This window comes from Paracoccus alcaliphilus (genome assembly GCF_028553725.1).
Classification (GTDB): Bacteria; Pseudomonadota; Alphaproteobacteria; order Rhodobacterales; family Rhodobacteraceae; genus Paracoccus; species Paracoccus alcaliphilus.
The window spans coordinates 83,021-97,795 of the sequence record NZ_CP067127.1; the positions used below are offsets into that span (position 1 = coordinate 83,021).

The window sequence follows — 14,775 nt, forward strand, 5'->3', positions numbered from 1 at the left end:
GCCTCCCCTCCCGCCGGTGGCGCGATCAGCGCGCCAGCCAGCCCCCATCGACGGTAAGCACCGTCCCGTGGACATAATCCGAGGCGCGCGAGGCCAGAAATGTCGCCGCCCCGCCGATATCCGAGGGCTCGCCCCAGCGTCCGGCGGGGATGCGGCCCAGGATCTCGGCGCTGCGGCCGGGGTCTTCACGCAGGGCGGTGGTGTTGTTGGTGACGAAATATCCCGGCGCGATGGCGTTCACGTTGACGCCCTTTCCCGCCCATTCGCAGGCCAGAAGCCGCGTCAGCCCCGCGACCCCGCTTTTCGAGGCGGTATAGGACGGGATGCGGATGCCGCCCTGAAACGACAGCAGCGAGGCGATGTTGATGATCTTGCCATTGCCTTCTGCGATCATGTGCCGCCCCGCCGCCTGAGACAGAAAGAACAGCGATTTCAGGTTGGTATCTATCACCGCGTCCCAGTCGGCTTCGGTGAAATCGACAGAGTCGCCCCGGCGGATGATGCCCGCGTTGTTCACCAGAATGTCGAGCCGCCCGAAGGTATCGCGTGCCTCTTCGATGATCCCGGCCACCGGCGCGATGGTGGACAGATCGGCGCGGATCGCGTGGCAGCGCCGCCCGGTCGGCGCGATCTGCGCCGCAGTGTCGTCCATCGCCGAACGGCCGACAGCCACGATATCCGCGCCCGCCTGCGCCAGCGCGACGGCGATGCCTTGTCCGATGCCGGTATTGGCGCCGGTGACGATTGCGACCCTGCCGGTCAGGTCGAAGGGATTTGGGGGAAGGGTCATTACCTCAGTTCCTCGATGCGAAGATGGTCCATGTCGGTGAAATCGGTGTTGTCGCCCGCCATGCCCCAGATGAAGGAATAGGCCGAGGTGCCCGCGCCGGAATGGATCGACCAGCCGGGCGACAGCACCGCCTGCCGGTTGGCGACGACGATATGCCGGGTCTGGTCCGGCTCTCCCATCAGGTGAAACACCCGCTGATCCTGCGGCAGATCGAAATAGAGATAGGCCTCGCAGCGCCGGTCGTGGGTGTGGGTGGGCATGGTGTTCCAGACGCTGCCCGGATGCAGGCGGGTGACGCCCATCGTCAGCTGGCAGGTCTCGATCACGTCGGGATGCAGGAATTGCAGGATGGTGCGCCGGTTCGAGGTGGCGGCATCGCCCAGCTCCAGCCGGTTGGCCCGGTCCGCGCCGATCAACTGGCTGGGCAGGGCCGAATGGGCCGGGGCCGACAGCAGATAGAACAGCGCCGGATCGGCGGGATCGAGGCTTTCGAACCGCGCCGAGGCGGTCGTGGCCCCGATATACAGTGCGGCCTGACCATGCAGGTCATGGTCCGTTCCATCCAGCCGGACCCGGCCCGGCCCGCCGATATTGATGACGCCGCCCTCGCGCCGGGCAAAGAAGGTGGGTTGGCCCACGGCTTTGGGCGCCTGAAGTTCCAGCGCGGTTCCTTCGGGCGCGATACCGCCGATGATCAGGCGGTCGGCATGGCTGTAGGTCAACCGGATCTCGCCCCCGGCAAACAGCCGCTCCATCAGGAAATGCTGGCGCAGCCCGTCGCTGTCCAGACCGCAGGCCATCTGGGGATGAACGGCCTGGCGGATTTCGGTTGTCATGGTCATGGCTGTGTCCTGTCGCTGTCGCGGTCGTCGTAGAAATAATCGCGGTCCAGATTTTCCAGCGCCTCGACCTCGTCCAGCATCTGGCCCAGATGGTGGCTCATGGCGGCGCAGGCGGCGGCGGGGTCGCCGGCGGCGATGCCGTCGCGCACGGCCCGGTGTTCGTCCAGCACACGATCCAGTCGGCCCTTCTGCGGCAGGGTCAGGACCCGGTAACGGTCGATCTGTGTGCGGCTGTGTTCTGTCGTGGCCACGACCGTGGGATAGTCGGCGATGCCGCCGATCAATGCGTGGAATTCATTGTCGTTGCGGTGGAATTCCTCCAGCCCGCTGGTGGAACTGAGGCGTTCCATTTGCAGCAGGTTCCGGTCCAGCGCGGCGATGTCGGACTTGCCGCGCTTTTCGCAGGCGGCTTCGACCAGCACCAGTTCCAGTGCCCGGCGGATCATGATCGATTCACGCAGCAGCCGGACCGGGATGCGGGCGACGAAGGTGCCGACCTGCGGAAAGATCACCAGAAGCCCCTCATCCGCCAACCGCAGGATCGCCTCGCGCAGCGGCGTTCTGGAGACGCTGAACCGCTCCAGCAGGTCCTTTTCCGAGATCCGGTCATTGGGCCGCAGCCGCATGGTGACGATGTCGTCCAGCAGATCCTTGTAGATCAGATTGGCCGTGCGCGGGATCGAGGCCCGCCTGCGCGACATATCCGACACCCCCTGAACCGAACGCGGCCTGCGCCCCCCGGCGGCACCTTCGCCCGCCGGTTCGCGGATCAGTTCGAATTTGGAATGATTCGCCATCGGCCTCCTCCTCGTATTACTTCAATACTAGTATTAAAGTAACTGCACAAGAGACCGCGACAAATCCGGATCACAGGGATGGGAAAATGTGTACCACCCGGTTGAGCGCGCCGACCTGAGGTTGTAGAGCGAAGCGGCGCGGCGGTTGGCCGGTAAGTAGTCCGGTCTGAATAACCCTTACGGCATTGATTTTGCATGATTAAGCTTCGGTTTTGTTCGCTTTGGATTGCAGGGTTTCGTATGCTTTGGCCAGAAACCTTGCAATTTCAGGTCACCGATGAAGCCCCATTCTCCCACCCCTGAACAGGATGATCTTCTGCGCCCCCGACTGGTCGATATGATCGATGCGCGCCACGAGTTGGTGAAGCTTGCGGCACTGATCGACTGGGAGTTCTTCGAACGGGAATGGGCCGGGTTCTTTCCCTCGGCGACGGGCCGTCCGGCGACTTCGCCGCGCCTGATCGCCGGGCTGATGTATCTGCAGCATACCTTCCATCTGTCGGACGAGGCGGTGGTCGCCCGTTGGGTCGAAAACCCGTATTATCAACATTTCACCGGTGAGACGTTCTTTCAGCATCGCCCGCCGATCGATCCCTCCTCGCTGGTGCGCTGGCGCAAGCGGATCGGCGAGGAAGGCGTGGAATGGCTGCTGAGCAAGACCATCGAGGCAGGCCGGGCATCAGGCATGGTCAGCGACAAGAGCCTGAAATGCGTGGCGGTCGACACGACCGTCATGGAAAAGAACATTGTCCATCCGACGGACGCGCGCCTCTACGAGCGCGCCCGAGCGCTGCTGGTGGGCCTGGCGAAAGAAGCCGGGATCGAGTTGCGCCAGAGTTACGCCCGCCTTGCGCCAAGGCTGACCGCCCAAGTGGGGCGCTATGCCCATGCCCGGCAATTCAAACGCATGCGCAAGGCCCTGCGCCAGCTCAAGGGCTATGCCGGCAGGATCCGCCGGGACCTGCGCCGGCATTTGCAGGACATTCCCGAGGGAGCCCTGCGCGACAGGATCTTGGAGGCGCTCTGGCTGGTCGGTCGCCTGCTCGAGCAGACCCCGAAGAGCAAGGGCAAGATCTATTCCTTGCACGAGCCCGAGGTCGACTGCATCTCCAAGGGCAAGGCCCGGGTGCGATACGAATTCGGCACCAAGGTCAGCCTCGCCACCACCATCGATGGCGGTTTCGTTGTCGGCGCCCGCAGCTTTCCCGGCAATCCCTATGACGGCCACACCCTGGGACCTGCACTGGAGCAGGTCGCCATCCTGACCGACCATCTGCCGGACCTCGCCGTCGTCGACCGCGGCTATCGCGGCCACGGCGTGAGCAGCACAAAGGTCCTGATCAGCGGCATGCGACGCGGCCTCACGCCATTACTGGCCAAGCTCCTGAAACGGCGCAGCGCCATCGAGCCCGAAATCGGTCACATGAAGATGGACGGGCGCCTGGCCTGATGCCCGCTGAAAGGCCGGATCGGCGACGCAGTTTTTGCCGTCCTCTGCGCCTGCGGTCACAACATCCGCAAGATCCTCGCCCATCTCAGAGCACTTTTGTCTCTGTTCCTTCAGATGCTCGCTGCGATCCTGGGACAGGAAAAGCCCCGCATCCCCGCCACAATCGCCGCCTGAAAGGTTGTTCAGACCGGACTAAGTAAGCACGACCTGTTTCCGATCAGAAGGATTTACGATGAAACCATCCCAGGCGCGTATCGCTGTCATCGGTCTTGGCTATGTCGGCCTGCCGTTGGCCGTGGAGTTCGGCAAGCATTACGACACGGTGGGTTTCGACATCTCGGCGCAGCGGGTGGCGGAATTGCGCGCGGGCACCGACCGCACTGGCGAGGTTGACGACCTTGGCGTGTCGCCCCGGCTCAGCTATTCCTCGGATCTGGACGATATCCGGTCCTGCAATGTCTATATCGTCGCCGTGCCGACGCCCATCGACGACAATCACAAGCCGGACCTGACGCCGCTGATTTCGGCCTCGCGGACGGTGGGGCAGGTCATTTCGGCGGGCGATGTCGCCATCTATGAATCGACCGTCTATCCCGGCGCGACCGAGGATGACTGCATCCCGGTCATCGAGTCGGTCTCGGGCCTGCGCTTCAATCAGGACTTCTTCGCGGGCTACAGCCCCGAGAGAATCAATCCCGGCGACAAGGCGCGTCCCATCACCAAGATCATCAAGGTCACATCCGGCTCGACCCCCGAAATCGCCGATTTCGTGGACGGGCTTTATGCCTCGATCATTCCGGCGGGCACGTTCAAGGCCAGCTCGATCCGCGTGGCAGAGGCCGCGAAGGTGATCGAGAACACCCAGCGCGACGTGAACATCGCGCTGATCAACGAGCTGTCGATGGTCTTCTCGCGGCTGGGGATCGACACTTCGGACGTGATCGAGGCGGCCTCGACCAAGTGGAACTTCATGCGGCTGAAGCCGGGTCTGGTTGGCGGGCACTGTATCGGGGTCGATCCCTATTACCTGCTGCACCGCTCGGAAAAGGCTGGGCATATCCCCGACATCATCCGCATGTCGCGAGAGATCAATGACGGCATGCCGCGCGAGGTCTCGCGTCGTCTGGTGCGGGCGATGATCGACAAGGATCTGCCGGTGCGTGTAGGCGGGCACAAAGCCTCGCGCATTATTTCTTTTTCAGATGCTGACATTTCATTTCAACAGCAGCTTGGAATATATGGGCAGGTTAAGGGCTTTGCTCCAGTCGCAGTAAGAAGTAATAATTCTTACAGCCTAACAAAAAATACTCATCTTGCTTACGTTGGCAGGATAGATTTCCACGCGAAAGACTGTGGGCGACTTATAGACATTGCTGGCGAGCTGAAAAAGAAAAATCATCCACCCATTCTCATATTTACAACTGACGGAGAAAATTCTCCGGGGTTGAAAAAATTCACAGAACTGTCGGTGAGTCGAGGAGTTGTTGATCAATTCGATTTTATCTATAATTGCGAAGATAAAGACAAGATATACTCTGAAATTAAAATTCTCATTATGCCGTCAAAGAAGGAATCCTTTGGGAACGCAGTTTTGGAAGCGTTTTCATATGGTGTTCCCGTTCTGGCTGCAAGCTATGCCCCCGGACCAGCGGAATTGATTGGCTCCGGAAACTGCGGCTTGTTGCTGGACGATATGTCCGGTCCCAGTGTAATGGCCGCTTTGAACAGGTTGACGGATCAGGATTATCTGCAAATGTCATCCCGTGCCTTCGATCATCACAAGAACTTCTCGATCGAGGCGCATCTTGACTTTCTCGAAGGGGTGGCCCGTGATGTCATCAGGGATTTCGATGGTGAAAATCGCCTGCCTGTGCTGCCAAATCTGAAGCTTATCGAGGCAATGAAGAAATCATGAATGTGCCTTTGCAAGAACTTCTTTCTGACAATGTTGATGATCGGTTGATCGAATTCGAGCAGGATGGCTATCCCATTCATGTCAAATTTATGCGCTCACCCATTAAGACGAACCGACTCATTTTTACCTTTCACGGTGCAATAGCAAGAAACACGGATCGGTCGATATTTAGTCGCACGAGAAACATAAAGTCAGTTTCCCGATTTGCGCACCAGATCTCCATCTTTGATCCGACAATTGTTCGAAACGAAAAGCTTGCGATGGGTTGGTATTTGGGAGATCATGAGTGTGCAGCTCAACCGATTTTGCAGTCGTTTATTGAACGCGTCATAAATATTTTGCAAGCCGAGCGGGTTATTTTTATGGGAAGCTCCGGCGGTGGTTTTGCGTCTCTTTATTTTGGGTTTCATCAGCCGGGCAGTATAGTTCTGCCTATCGTCCCGCAAACTAGGGTTCCATTCTATTATCGCGGTGGTGGGAGCAGGGCCTTCCCGCGCTATTGCTCAATCTGCTGGCCCGATTTGAGCGAGGATGAGGTGGCTGAACAAGTTTGTGTCGATGTGACCAAGCTTTATGCGTCACAACCGTTCCGTAACGCGGTCATCTATCTGATGAGCCCCGGCGATACACGTCAATTCGCCCACCACGCCGCACCCTTCCTGTCTGCGGTCTATGGCGCGCTGGACCTCAAGGACATCAATCTCAGCATGGCCAGTGATTACTGGGGTGTGCCGGATCACAGTGGTGCGGTTCCCAGTGCCGGTTTCCTGCCGTGGCTCAGGGCGGCGCTGACTGCGCCCTCGATTGCGCAACAGGACATTCTGGACAGCTATCACACCATCAAAGGCCAGCAGGCCAGCGCCGCCGCCAGGAAACCGGCACCCACAGCCAAGGCGTTGACAGCGGGTTATGCCCCGCAGGACCTTGAACTTGCGCAGACGCTGCAACGCTATCACCTTGGCGCCACCGCCGGAGGACATTGACATGACCGCCCCCGCCAATCCCTACAAGACCCAGCCGGAACGTGCTTTCTGGCGGGCCTCGGTCGGGGCCCGGCATTACGCCGATCTGGCCGATCTGTGGCAGCCGATGCCGCTGAAGAAATCCGATCGCGTCGCCACCGCAGGCAGCTGTTTCGCGCAGCATATCGGCAATAATCTTGCCATCCGCGGCGCGGCCTTCATGGATATGGAGCCCGCGCCCCCTGTCTTTTCCTCGGAAGCCGAGGCGCGCCGTTGGGGCTATGGCGTGTTTTCCTGCCGCTATGGGAATAGCTATACCTCGCGTCAGCTGATCCAGCTGTTCGATGAAGCTCATGGGCAACGTAGCCCGCAGGAACTGGTCTGGGAAAAGCAGGGACGGTTCTTCGACGCATTGCGTCCCGGGCTCGATCCGGTCGGGCAGGACAGCGCCGAGGCGGTGCTGGCGTTGCGGCAGCAGCATCTGGAGGCGGTCCGGCGCATGTTCGCCGAGATGGATGTTTTCGTTTTCACCATGGGCCTTACCGAGGGCTGGGAATCGGTTGCCGACGGCACGATGTTTCCGACCGCGCCGGGCACGATCGCCGGAACCTATCGGCCCGAAGCCTATCGGCTGCACAATCTGCGGGCGCATGAGATCCGCGCCGATATGGAGGAATTCTGGGACAGGTTGCGGCAGGTCAATCCCGGCGCCCGGATGTTGCTGACCGTCTCGCCCGTCCCGCTGGCGGCGACGGCAACCGACAATCATGTGCTTGTTGCGACGACGTGGTCGAAATCGGTCCTTCGCTCGGTCGCGGGGGAGCTGGCCGAGGATCATCCCGACATCCACTATTTCCCCTCTTATGAGATCATTTCCTCGCATCCCGCCCGTGGCATGTTCTTTGAACCCGACCTGCGCAATGTGAACGGTTTCGGCGTGGATCTGGTGATGCAGCATTTCTTCTCGGGTGATCTGGCTGTTGAATTTGCGGGAAAAGTGGCCGAGCCCGAGGACGAAATCGAATTGATTTGTGACGAAGGCCGGATCGACGGCTGACTTGTTTTGTTGAAGACCAGAGTATCTAGTTTCCATCCTGTTCAGGAGCCTTTCATGAGCCCCCCGCGCCGGGTCATTTTCCATATCGGACAGACCAAGGCCGGCAGCACCTCGATCCAGAACTATCTGGAGGCGGAACGGGATGCGATGCTGGCGCAGGGGGTTCTTTTCCCTCTATCCACCATGAAGCGAAGCAACCCCTTCGATCACAGCCGCACAGCCGGGCATCTGCTGCTGCTGCATGGTCTGAAGGGCGACGAGATCATGCAGGCGTTCGAGCAGGAACTGGCGTCCCACCCGCATCACACGCTGGTCCTCAGCGTCGAGAACATGTTTTCGGACCAGCCTGATTCCGTATTGGAGGCAATGGGACGCTATTTCAGCGCCGATGCGCTGGAGGTCTGGGCGGTGCTGCGGCCGCAATTCGACTGGCTGCGCTCGCGGCACATCGAAAACACGCTGAGCGGATTCAGCAGCCGCACCGACACTTTCGCCCGTTTCGTGCAGAACGCGGCGCAGGAGGGCATCCTCGATTACCCCGCGCGGCTGCGGCATGTGGCGGGGCTGCTGGGGGCGGGGCAGATCCGGGCCATCCCTTTCACCTCGGATGAGGGGCCGCTGGTGACGCGGTTCCTGCAAGCCGCGGGGCTGCCCGTGACCGATCCCGATGCGGCGGCCTCGCAGCATTCCAATATCCGCGAGAAATCCGGAACGCTGGTCGAGGGAAAGCGCCGTCTGAACGCCGTCTGCGCCGGTATTCCGGTCCCGCTGCGGCTGGAGATCGAGCATGCCTTCCGCCGTCTGCACGCACGGTCCTTCGCGGATTCGCAGGAACCCGAATTCTGCCCCGAAATTCCTCTGACCGCGGCGCAAATCGAGGATCTGCATCGCGCCAACCAGTCGCTGGCAGATGAAGGGATCATGGTTCAGCCGCTGGAATTGGGGCAGGCGGGGCGGGCAGGGGCGGCCGATCCCACGATCGTCAGTCAGTTGCTGCGGCAAGGGCTGCGGGCGGCTGCCCTCATCTGCGACTGTCATCCCGAGCGCAAGGCCTTGCAGGGCTCGCTTTTGCGCTACGATCCCGAGGAATGCGACGCGCTGGCCGAAGCCCTGGAGGGTGCGTCTGCCTCGACTCATCTTCAGGCGCCCGAGACCGCGCTTCTGGCGGCCTGTTTCGACCGTCGGCTGGTCCGGTTGCATCTGACGCCGGATCGTGGCGTCTGGCGGCAGATGGCACGGCTGGACGCGCTGATGTCGCCTTCACCGCTGGTCGCCCTCGCTGCGGACAAGATCGGCGAAACCGGCGATCCGTTGCCGGACGTGGTCGTGATCGGTGAGGGGGTCGAGGCTGCCCGCGTTCTGCCCCTGCTGGATCAACCGGGCCTGCGGCAACTCATCCTGCTGGAGGGCGCCCGGACGCTGCTGCCTGATTTGCCATTGGGACCCCATCAGCGTCGCGATGTCGGGCGCTGCCTTTTCCTGACCATGCCAGTCCAAGTGCCGCATGGGCCGGCGCGGCTCTGATCCAATATGCAGGCTTTGCTGCGTCGCCGGAACAACGCAGCGGCCTTTTTTCCGCTCAGGTTTTTGTTTTCACGTGTCTGCCCGGAAGCCGAGTTTTCTTCCGATTTTGCTGGCGAAGAATTCGCCGACGAGGCCCCGGCGGAACAGCAGGACGCAGACCATGAAGACGACGCCGGTGATGATGGTGACGGGAAAATCCGATGTGGCTAGGTAGTCTGTTCTGAACAAGCTGGAACGGTTTGATATTGTGGGATGATCTGTTGGTTTTGTTGGTGTTTTCTTGCAGGATTTTGTAATCTTGACGCAGAAACCCTGCAATTTGTGATCGCCAATGAAGCCCCATTCCCGCGCGCCCGAACAGGATGATCTTCTGCGCCCCAGGCTGGTGGATATGATCGATCTGCGCCACGAGTTGGTGAAGCTTGCGGGCTTGATCGACTGGGAGTTCTTCGAGCGGGAATGGGCCGGGTTCTTCCCCTCGGCGACGGGGCGCCCGGCGACTTCTCCGCGTCTGATCGCCGGGCTGATGTATCTGCAGCATGCGTTCAAGCTGTCGGACGAGGCGGTGGTCGCCCGTTGGGTCGAGAACCCCTACTACCAGCATTTCACCGGCGAGACCTTCTTTCAGCATCGCCCGCCTATTGATCCGTCATCGCTGGTGCGCTGGCGCAAGAGGATCGGTGAGTGAGGCGTGAGCCGCCACTGGTTCAAGGCCACGCCGAACGCGTGGAATGGCTGTTGACCAAGACGATCGAGGCTGGCCGCAGTTCCGGGACGATCACCGACAAGGTCCTGAAACGGGTGGTGGTCGATACGACGGTCATGGAAAAGAACATCGCCCATCCGACGGACGCCCGGCTCTACGAGCGGGCCCGCGCCCTGCTGGTTGGTCTGGCGAAGAGGGCCGGGATCGAACTGCGCCAGAGCTATGCCCGTCTTGCACCGCGGCTGGCGATCCAGGTCGGGCGCTACGCCCATGCCCGCCAGTTCAAACGCATGCGCAAGGCGCTGCGCCAACTCAAGGGCCATGTCGGCCGGGTGCGTCGCGATCTGCGCCGGCACCTGCAGGACATCCCGCAAAGCCCCCTGCGCGAGAGGGTTGTGGACGCCCTCTGGCTGGTCGGCCGCCTGCTGGAACAGGGACCAAAGAGCCGCGACAAGGTCTATTCCCTGCACGAGCCCGAGGTCGATTGCATCTCCAAAGGCAAGGCACGGGTGCGATACGAGTTTGGCACCAAGGTCAGCCTCGCCACGACCCTTGTTGGCGGCCTCATAGTTGGCGCCCGCAGCTTTCCCGGCAATCCCTATGACGGCCACACCCTGGCACCGGCCCTCGAACAGGTCGAAATCCTGACCGATACGAGGCCCACACTCGCCCTGGTCGACCGCGGCTATCGCGGGCATGGCATCGAGACCACCCGCGTCCTGATCAGCGGCCAGCGGCGCGGTATCACCCCGGCGCTGGCGAAGCTCCTCAAACGGCGCAGCGCCATCGAGCCCGAGATCGGCCACATGAAATCAGACGGCAGATTGACCAGATGCCCCCTGAAGGGCAGGATCGGCGATGCGATCTTCGCCGTGCTCTGCGCCTGCGGCCACAACATCCGCAAGATCCTCGCCCATCTCAGGGCCTTTTGGGCCTTCGTCATCCGCTTCATCCTCGGCATCATCGTGGTCGTTAACAGACCACTTCAGATGCAGGGCGCGGCATAACCGCGTTGTTCAGAACTGACTCGGTAGTTCTGCAAGGTCACCACCAGACCGGCGCCGAAGACCGGGCCCGTCAGCGTGCCGATGCCGCCCAGAAGCGTCATCAAGATCACCTCGCCCGACATCTGCCATTGCACGTCGGTCAGCGTCGCGAACTGGAAGACCAGCGCCTTGACGCCCCCCGCCAGCCCGGTCAGCGCCGCCGACATCACGAAGGCCCCCAGCTTGTAGCGGCTGACCGAATAACCAAGCGAGATCGCGCGTTGCTCGTTCTCGCGGATCGATTTCAGGATCATCCCGAAGGGCGAATTGATGAAGCGCCAGATGATCAGCAGCCCGATGATGAACACCGCCAGCACGAAGAAATACATGTTCATCGTGTCGTTCAGGTTGATGATCCCGAACAGCCGCCCGCGCGGCACCGACTGGATGCCGTCCTCGCCATGGGTAAAGCCGGCCTGCAGGCAGAAGAAGAAGAACATCTGCGACAAGGCCAGCGTGATCATCGCGAAATAGATCCCCTGACGGCGGATCGCGATGGCCCCCATCACCAGCCCCAGAAGGGCGGCGCCGACCACCCCCAGCAGGATGCCCGCCTCGGGCGACCAGCCCCAGACCTTGACCGCATGGGCGGTGAAATAGGCCGCCCCGCCGAAGAAGGTCGCATGGCCGAAGGACAGCAGGCCGGTATAGCCCAGCAGCAGGTTGAAGGCCGCCGCGAACAGGCCGAAGCACAACAGCTTCATCAGGAAGATCGGATAGAGAAACTGCGGCGCCAGCACCAGCGCAATCAGCGCGACGGCCAGAAAGGCGATCCTGATCTGCCCGGAGCGCGCATGGACGGCGCCGGTGGTGACAGCCTGGGAATTGCCTGCCATGTCACACATCCTTTCCGAAAAGGCCCGCGGGGCGCAGGATCAGCACGATCGCCATGATGACGAAGATCACGATATTCGAGGCCTCGGGATAGAAGACCTTGGTCAGCCCCTCGACCACGCCCAGCATATAGCCGGTGACGATGGCACCCAGGATCGAGCCCATGCCGCCGACCACCACCACCGCGAAGACGATGATGATCAGGTTCGACCCCATCAGCGGGCTGACCTGATAGACCGGCGCCGCCAGCACCCCCGCGAAACCCGCCAGCCCGGCGCCAAGCGCATAGGTCAGCGTCAGCAGCAAGGGCACGTTGATGCCGAAGCTCTGGACCAGCACCGGGTTCTCGGTCGCGGCGCGCAAATAGGCGCCCAGCCGGGTCTTCTCGATCATGAACCAGACCGCGAAACAGACCACCATCGAGGCCACCACCACCCAGCCGCGATAGATCGGCAGGAACATGAAGCCCAGATTGACCGCCCCGGTCAGCGCCCCCGGCGCCGCATAGGGCTTGCCCGAGGCGCCATAGAAATAGCGGAACGTCCCCTCGATCGCCAAAGCCAGCCCGAAGGTGAACAGCAGCCCGTAAAGGTGATCCAGCTTATAGAGCCGCGACAGCATGGTGCGTTCCACGATGGCCCCGAACAGGCCCACCAGCAGCGGCGCCAGGATCAGCGCGAACCAGTAGTTCACGCCCCCCACCGTCAGCAGCAGCAGCGCGGTAAAGGCGCCCAGCATGTATTGCGCGCCATGGGCGAAATTGATCACCCGAAGCAGGCCGAAGATGACCGCAAGGCCAAGGCTCAGCAGCGCATAGAAGGACCCGTTGATCAGCCCGACCAGCAGCTGTCCCATCAGGGCCTGAACCGGAATGCCGAAGATCATCGTCATGTCACACCCCCAGTTCCCGATGCAGCATGTCCATCTGCGCCGGCAGGTCCGAGACCGGAAACTCGGCCGCCATCCGCCCGTGATCCATCAGATAGAAGCGGTCCGCGACCTTGGCCGCGAAACGGAAGTTCTGTTCCACCAGCACCACGGTCATGCCGCGTCCCTTCAGCTTGCGCAGCACGTCGCCGATGGCGTTGATGATGACCGGGGCCAGACCCTCGGTCGGCTCGTCCAGCAGCAGGCAGCGCGCGCCGGTGCGCAGGATCCGCGCCATCGCCAGCATCTGCTGTTCGCCCCCCGACAGCTTGGTGCCCTGCGAATTGCGCCGTTCCGACAGGTTCGGAAACAGCTCATAGATCTCGGCCACAGACATCCCGCCCTCGGCCACCTTCGGTGGCAGCAGCAGGTTTTCCTCGACCGAGAGCGTGGCTTTATCACCTGCTTGCGATATGATCGGGCCCGTTCGGCACGGAGCCCCGTGCCGAACCTCACCGCCGCGTTCGCCTTGCGCAGCCGCAACCGATATCGTCGCCTTATGGACATCCAACCCGATGGACGTGCTATTCTGCATCTGGTCTCTCCCATTCCTGCGGCTCGGGCCCCGCCACTCGGGTGCAACCTTCGAACGCGGAATGCCGCGGAAGAGGCCACCAACCCGGTCAGCTCACAGCGCGATCATGCGGTCTAAAATGGGCGGGAGCCTTTATTTGCTTCGAGCATCTCTGCTGAATACGATCACGCTGCTTTGGCGTCTTGTAACACCAGTCGCGACATGGCGCCCTTGACATGAATGCTCAACGCAGAGAGGGCGCCGTGGAAATAGAAATGCCCGCCCGGCAGCATCCCCAGCCCCACGGGATCGGTGAAATGCCGCGACCATGCGGACAGATCCTCGCCGGGGATGTCGGGATCCTCGGTGCCGCCCAGACAGAGTGCGGGGATGGGCAGCGGCGGTTCCTCGGTCAGGCGATAGGTTTCGCAGGCGGCAAAGTCGCGGCGCAGCAAGGGGCGGAACAGGTCCATCATCTCGGCATCCCGCAACACCTCGTCCGGGGTGCCGGAATAATCCGCAAGCCTTGCATCGAAATCGGTATCCGGCAGCCTGTGCAGCGGCGGATGGATGGGCGGCAGATGCGGGGCGCGATGGGCCGACAGGATCAGCAGATCGGGCAGCGCCGCCCCCATGCGGCGCAGGCGGCGGGCGGTCTCGAAGGCGACGAGGGCGCCCATCGAGTGACCGAAAATGGCGAAAGGGCCGCGATGCCGTGCCAGCCGTGCCGCCTGTCGCTCGGCCATCTGGCGGATCGTCAGGGCCTCGGGCGGATCGCGGAAGGGGTGATGGCCCGAGGGCGTGTCGTAGGGAATGGCATCGCAGCAGCCTGAGAGGGCCTCGGGCCAGCTGCGAAAGGAACGCGACGAGCCACCGGCATAGGGGAACAGGAAAAGTTGCATGTCATACCTTGGGTTTGCGACGGTGCGGGAATGGCGGCGGCTATCCCGGCACCGCATTGATGAAGGTTGAAGGAGAGGCGCATCCTGGCGGGCGGCGCGCGTTGAGCGATCCAGAGGATCGCCGCCGGGCATGTGGCGACGATCCTCTGGCGCTGACCCGCATGTTGCGGGCCGGATTGCCCGCGCGGGGATCAGGCAGCCTTCTCGGTTTCCATCGCGACAAGGCTGGCCGGGCGCATGTCGGTCCAGCTGGTCTCGACATAGTCGATGCAGGCCGGACGCTTGTCCGGGCCGAAGACGCTGCGCCAGCCTTCGGGGACGGCGGCGAATTCGGGCCAGAGCGAATGCTGGTTCTCGTCGTTCACCAGCACGAGGAAGATACCGTCCTGATCGTCAAAGGGGTTGCTCATGGTCTTGTCCTTTTCGGTTGAGATATGCCCTGACCGTTGCGGCAAGGCGCAGGTTGCGACCCGTTGGCCGGATCGCGGTGCGGGATGTGGCGTTTCGGC

The 14,775-nt window shown here is 61.9% G+C and carries 11 protein-coding genes and 5 pseudogenes; 7 read left to right on the plus strand and 9 right to left on the minus strand.

Annotation, left to right across the window (positions count from 1 at the left end; genetic code table 11):
- Nucleotides 1-25: 25 nt before the first annotated feature.
- The 3 genes from kduD to JHW40_RS22645 are packed head-to-tail and all read right to left on the minus strand — an operon-like array spanning nucleotide 26 to nucleotide 2,429.
- The gene (kduD, locus tag JHW40_RS22635; RefSeq protein WP_090610249.1) at nucleotides 26-790 is read right to left on the minus strand and encodes a 2-dehydro-3-deoxy-D-gluconate 5-dehydrogenase KduD; all 765 of its coding nucleotides are present in this window, start codon (nucleotides 788-790) and stop codon (nucleotides 26-28) included.
- Complete coding sequence (gene kduI / locus JHW40_RS22640; RefSeq protein ID WP_090610400.1) at nucleotides 790-1,626, minus strand: 5-dehydro-4-deoxy-D-glucuronate isomerase; 837 nt, start codon at nucleotides 1,624-1,626, stop codon at nucleotides 790-792. Before kduI ends, kduD begins: the two co-directional genes overlap by 1 nt.
- Nucleotides 1,627-1,628: 2 nt before the next feature.
- Nucleotides 1,629-2,429, minus strand: a complete 801-nt coding sequence (locus tag JHW40_RS22645) for a GntR family transcriptional regulator (RefSeq protein ID WP_090610248.1) — start codon at nucleotides 2,427-2,429, stop codon at nucleotides 1,629-1,631.
- Between the two features lie 277 nt (nucleotides 2,430-2,706).
- Between JHW40_RS22645 and JHW40_RS22650 the strand changes: the two are divergent.
- From JHW40_RS22650 to JHW40_RS22675, 6 genes and pseudogenes are all read left to right on the plus strand, one after another.
- A pseudogene (locus JHW40_RS22650) lies at nucleotides 2,707-4,053 on the plus strand (IS5 family transposase).
- Nucleotides 4,054-4,111: 58 nt separating this feature from the next.
- A pseudogene (locus JHW40_RS22655) lies at nucleotides 4,112-5,032 on the plus strand (nucleotide sugar dehydrogenase); the annotation flags it as partial.
- Nucleotides 5,015-5,794 carry a glycosyltransferase gene (locus JHW40_RS22660; RefSeq protein ID WP_244519095.1) on the plus strand — a complete coding sequence of 260 codons (780 nt, stop codon included), beginning with the start codon at nucleotides 5,015-5,017 and terminating at the stop codon, nucleotides 5,792-5,794. The pseudogene JHW40_RS22655 and the gene JHW40_RS22660, both read left to right, overlap by 18 nt.
- On the plus strand, nucleotides 5,791-6,777 hold the full coding sequence (locus tag JHW40_RS22665; protein WP_090610246.1) for a hypothetical protein: 987 nt from the start codon (nucleotides 5,791-5,793) through the stop codon (nucleotides 6,775-6,777). The genes JHW40_RS22660 and JHW40_RS22665 overlap by 4 nt, the downstream gene beginning before the upstream one ends.
- A gap of 1 nt (nucleotide 6,778) precedes the next feature.
- Nucleotides 6,779-7,813 (plus strand): GSCFA domain-containing protein, encoded by a 1,035-nt coding sequence (locus JHW40_RS22670; protein ID WP_170851697.1) that lies wholly within the window; start codon nucleotides 6,779-6,781, stop codon nucleotides 7,811-7,813.
- 54 nt (nucleotides 7,814-7,867) lie between these two features.
- Complete coding sequence (locus tag JHW40_RS22675; protein WP_090610244.1) at nucleotides 7,868-9,337, plus strand: hypothetical protein; 1,470 nt, start codon at nucleotides 7,868-7,870, stop codon at nucleotides 9,335-9,337.
- A 69-nt stretch (nucleotides 9,338-9,406) separates the two neighbouring features.
- Here JHW40_RS22675 and JHW40_RS22680 read toward each other — a convergent pair.
- Nucleotides 9,407-9,553 (minus strand): annotated as a pseudogene (locus tag JHW40_RS22680) (branched-chain amino acid ABC transporter permease); the annotation flags it as partial.
- Between the two features lie 115 nt (nucleotides 9,554-9,668).
- Here JHW40_RS22680 and JHW40_RS22685 point away from each other — a divergent pair.
- A pseudogene (locus JHW40_RS22685) lies at nucleotides 9,669-11,050 on the plus strand (IS5 family transposase).
- A gap of 8 nt (nucleotides 11,051-11,058) precedes the next feature.
- Here the strand turns inward: JHW40_RS22685 and JHW40_RS22690 are convergent.
- From JHW40_RS22690 to JHW40_RS22710, 5 genes and pseudogenes are all read right to left on the minus strand, one after another.
- Nucleotides 11,059-11,925 (minus strand): annotated as a pseudogene (locus tag JHW40_RS22690) (branched-chain amino acid ABC transporter permease); the annotation flags it as partial.
- A 1-nt stretch (nucleotide 11,926) separates the two neighbouring features.
- Nucleotides 11,927-12,814, minus strand: a complete 888-nt coding sequence (locus JHW40_RS22695) for a branched-chain amino acid ABC transporter permease (RefSeq protein WP_272849074.1) — start codon at nucleotides 12,812-12,814, stop codon at nucleotides 11,927-11,929.
- Between the two features lies 1 nt (nucleotide 12,815).
- Nucleotides 12,816-13,448, minus strand: a complete 633-nt coding sequence (locus JHW40_RS22700) for an ABC transporter ATP-binding protein (RefSeq protein ID WP_272849156.1) — start codon at nucleotides 13,446-13,448, stop codon at nucleotides 12,816-12,818.
- A gap of 101 nt (nucleotides 13,449-13,549) precedes the next feature.
- Entirely contained in the window at nucleotides 13,550-14,266 is a 717-nt protein-coding gene (locus tag JHW40_RS22705) for a thioesterase II family protein (protein WP_170851723.1), read from the minus strand.
- A gap of 191 nt (nucleotides 14,267-14,457) precedes the next feature.
- Nucleotides 14,458-14,676 (minus strand): MbtH family protein, encoded by a 219-nt coding sequence (locus JHW40_RS22710; RefSeq protein ID WP_090610398.1) that lies wholly within the window; start codon nucleotides 14,674-14,676, stop codon nucleotides 14,458-14,460.
- Nucleotides 14,677-14,775: the final 99 nt, after the last annotated feature.

Coding starts and splice junctions, on each gene's coding strand:
- kduD (WP_090610249.1), bottom strand. CDS start 790: ATGACCCTTCCCCCAAATCCCTTCGACCTGACCGGCAGGGTCGCAATC.
- kduI (WP_090610400.1), bottom strand. CDS start 1,626: ATGACAACCGAAATCCGCCAGGCCGTTCATCCCCAGATGGCCTGCGGT.
- JHW40_RS22645 (WP_090610248.1), bottom strand. CDS start 2,429: ATGGCGAATCATTCCAAATTCGAACTGATCCGCGAACCGGCGGGCGAA.
- JHW40_RS22660 (WP_244519095.1), top strand. CDS start 5,015: ATGATCGACAAGGATCTGCCGGTGCGTGTAGGCGGGCACAAAGCCTCG.
- JHW40_RS22665 (WP_090610246.1), top strand. CDS start 5,791: ATGAATGTGCCTTTGCAAGAACTTCTTTCTGACAATGTTGATGATCGG.
- JHW40_RS22670 (WP_170851697.1), top strand. CDS start 6,779: ATGACCGCCCCCGCCAATCCCTACAAGACCCAGCCGGAACGTGCTTTC.
- JHW40_RS22675 (WP_090610244.1), top strand. CDS start 7,868: ATGAGCCCCCCGCGCCGGGTCATTTTCCATATCGGACAGACCAAGGCC.
- JHW40_RS22695 (WP_272849074.1), bottom strand. CDS start 12,814: ATGACGATGATCTTCGGCATTCCGGTTCAGGCCCTGATGGGACAGCTG.
- JHW40_RS22705 (WP_170851723.1), bottom strand. CDS start 14,266: ATGCAACTTTTCCTGTTCCCCTATGCCGGTGGCTCGTCGCGTTCCTTT.
- JHW40_RS22710 (WP_090610398.1), bottom strand. CDS start 14,676: ATGAGCAACCCCTTTGACGATCAGGACGGTATCTTCCTCGTGCTGGTG.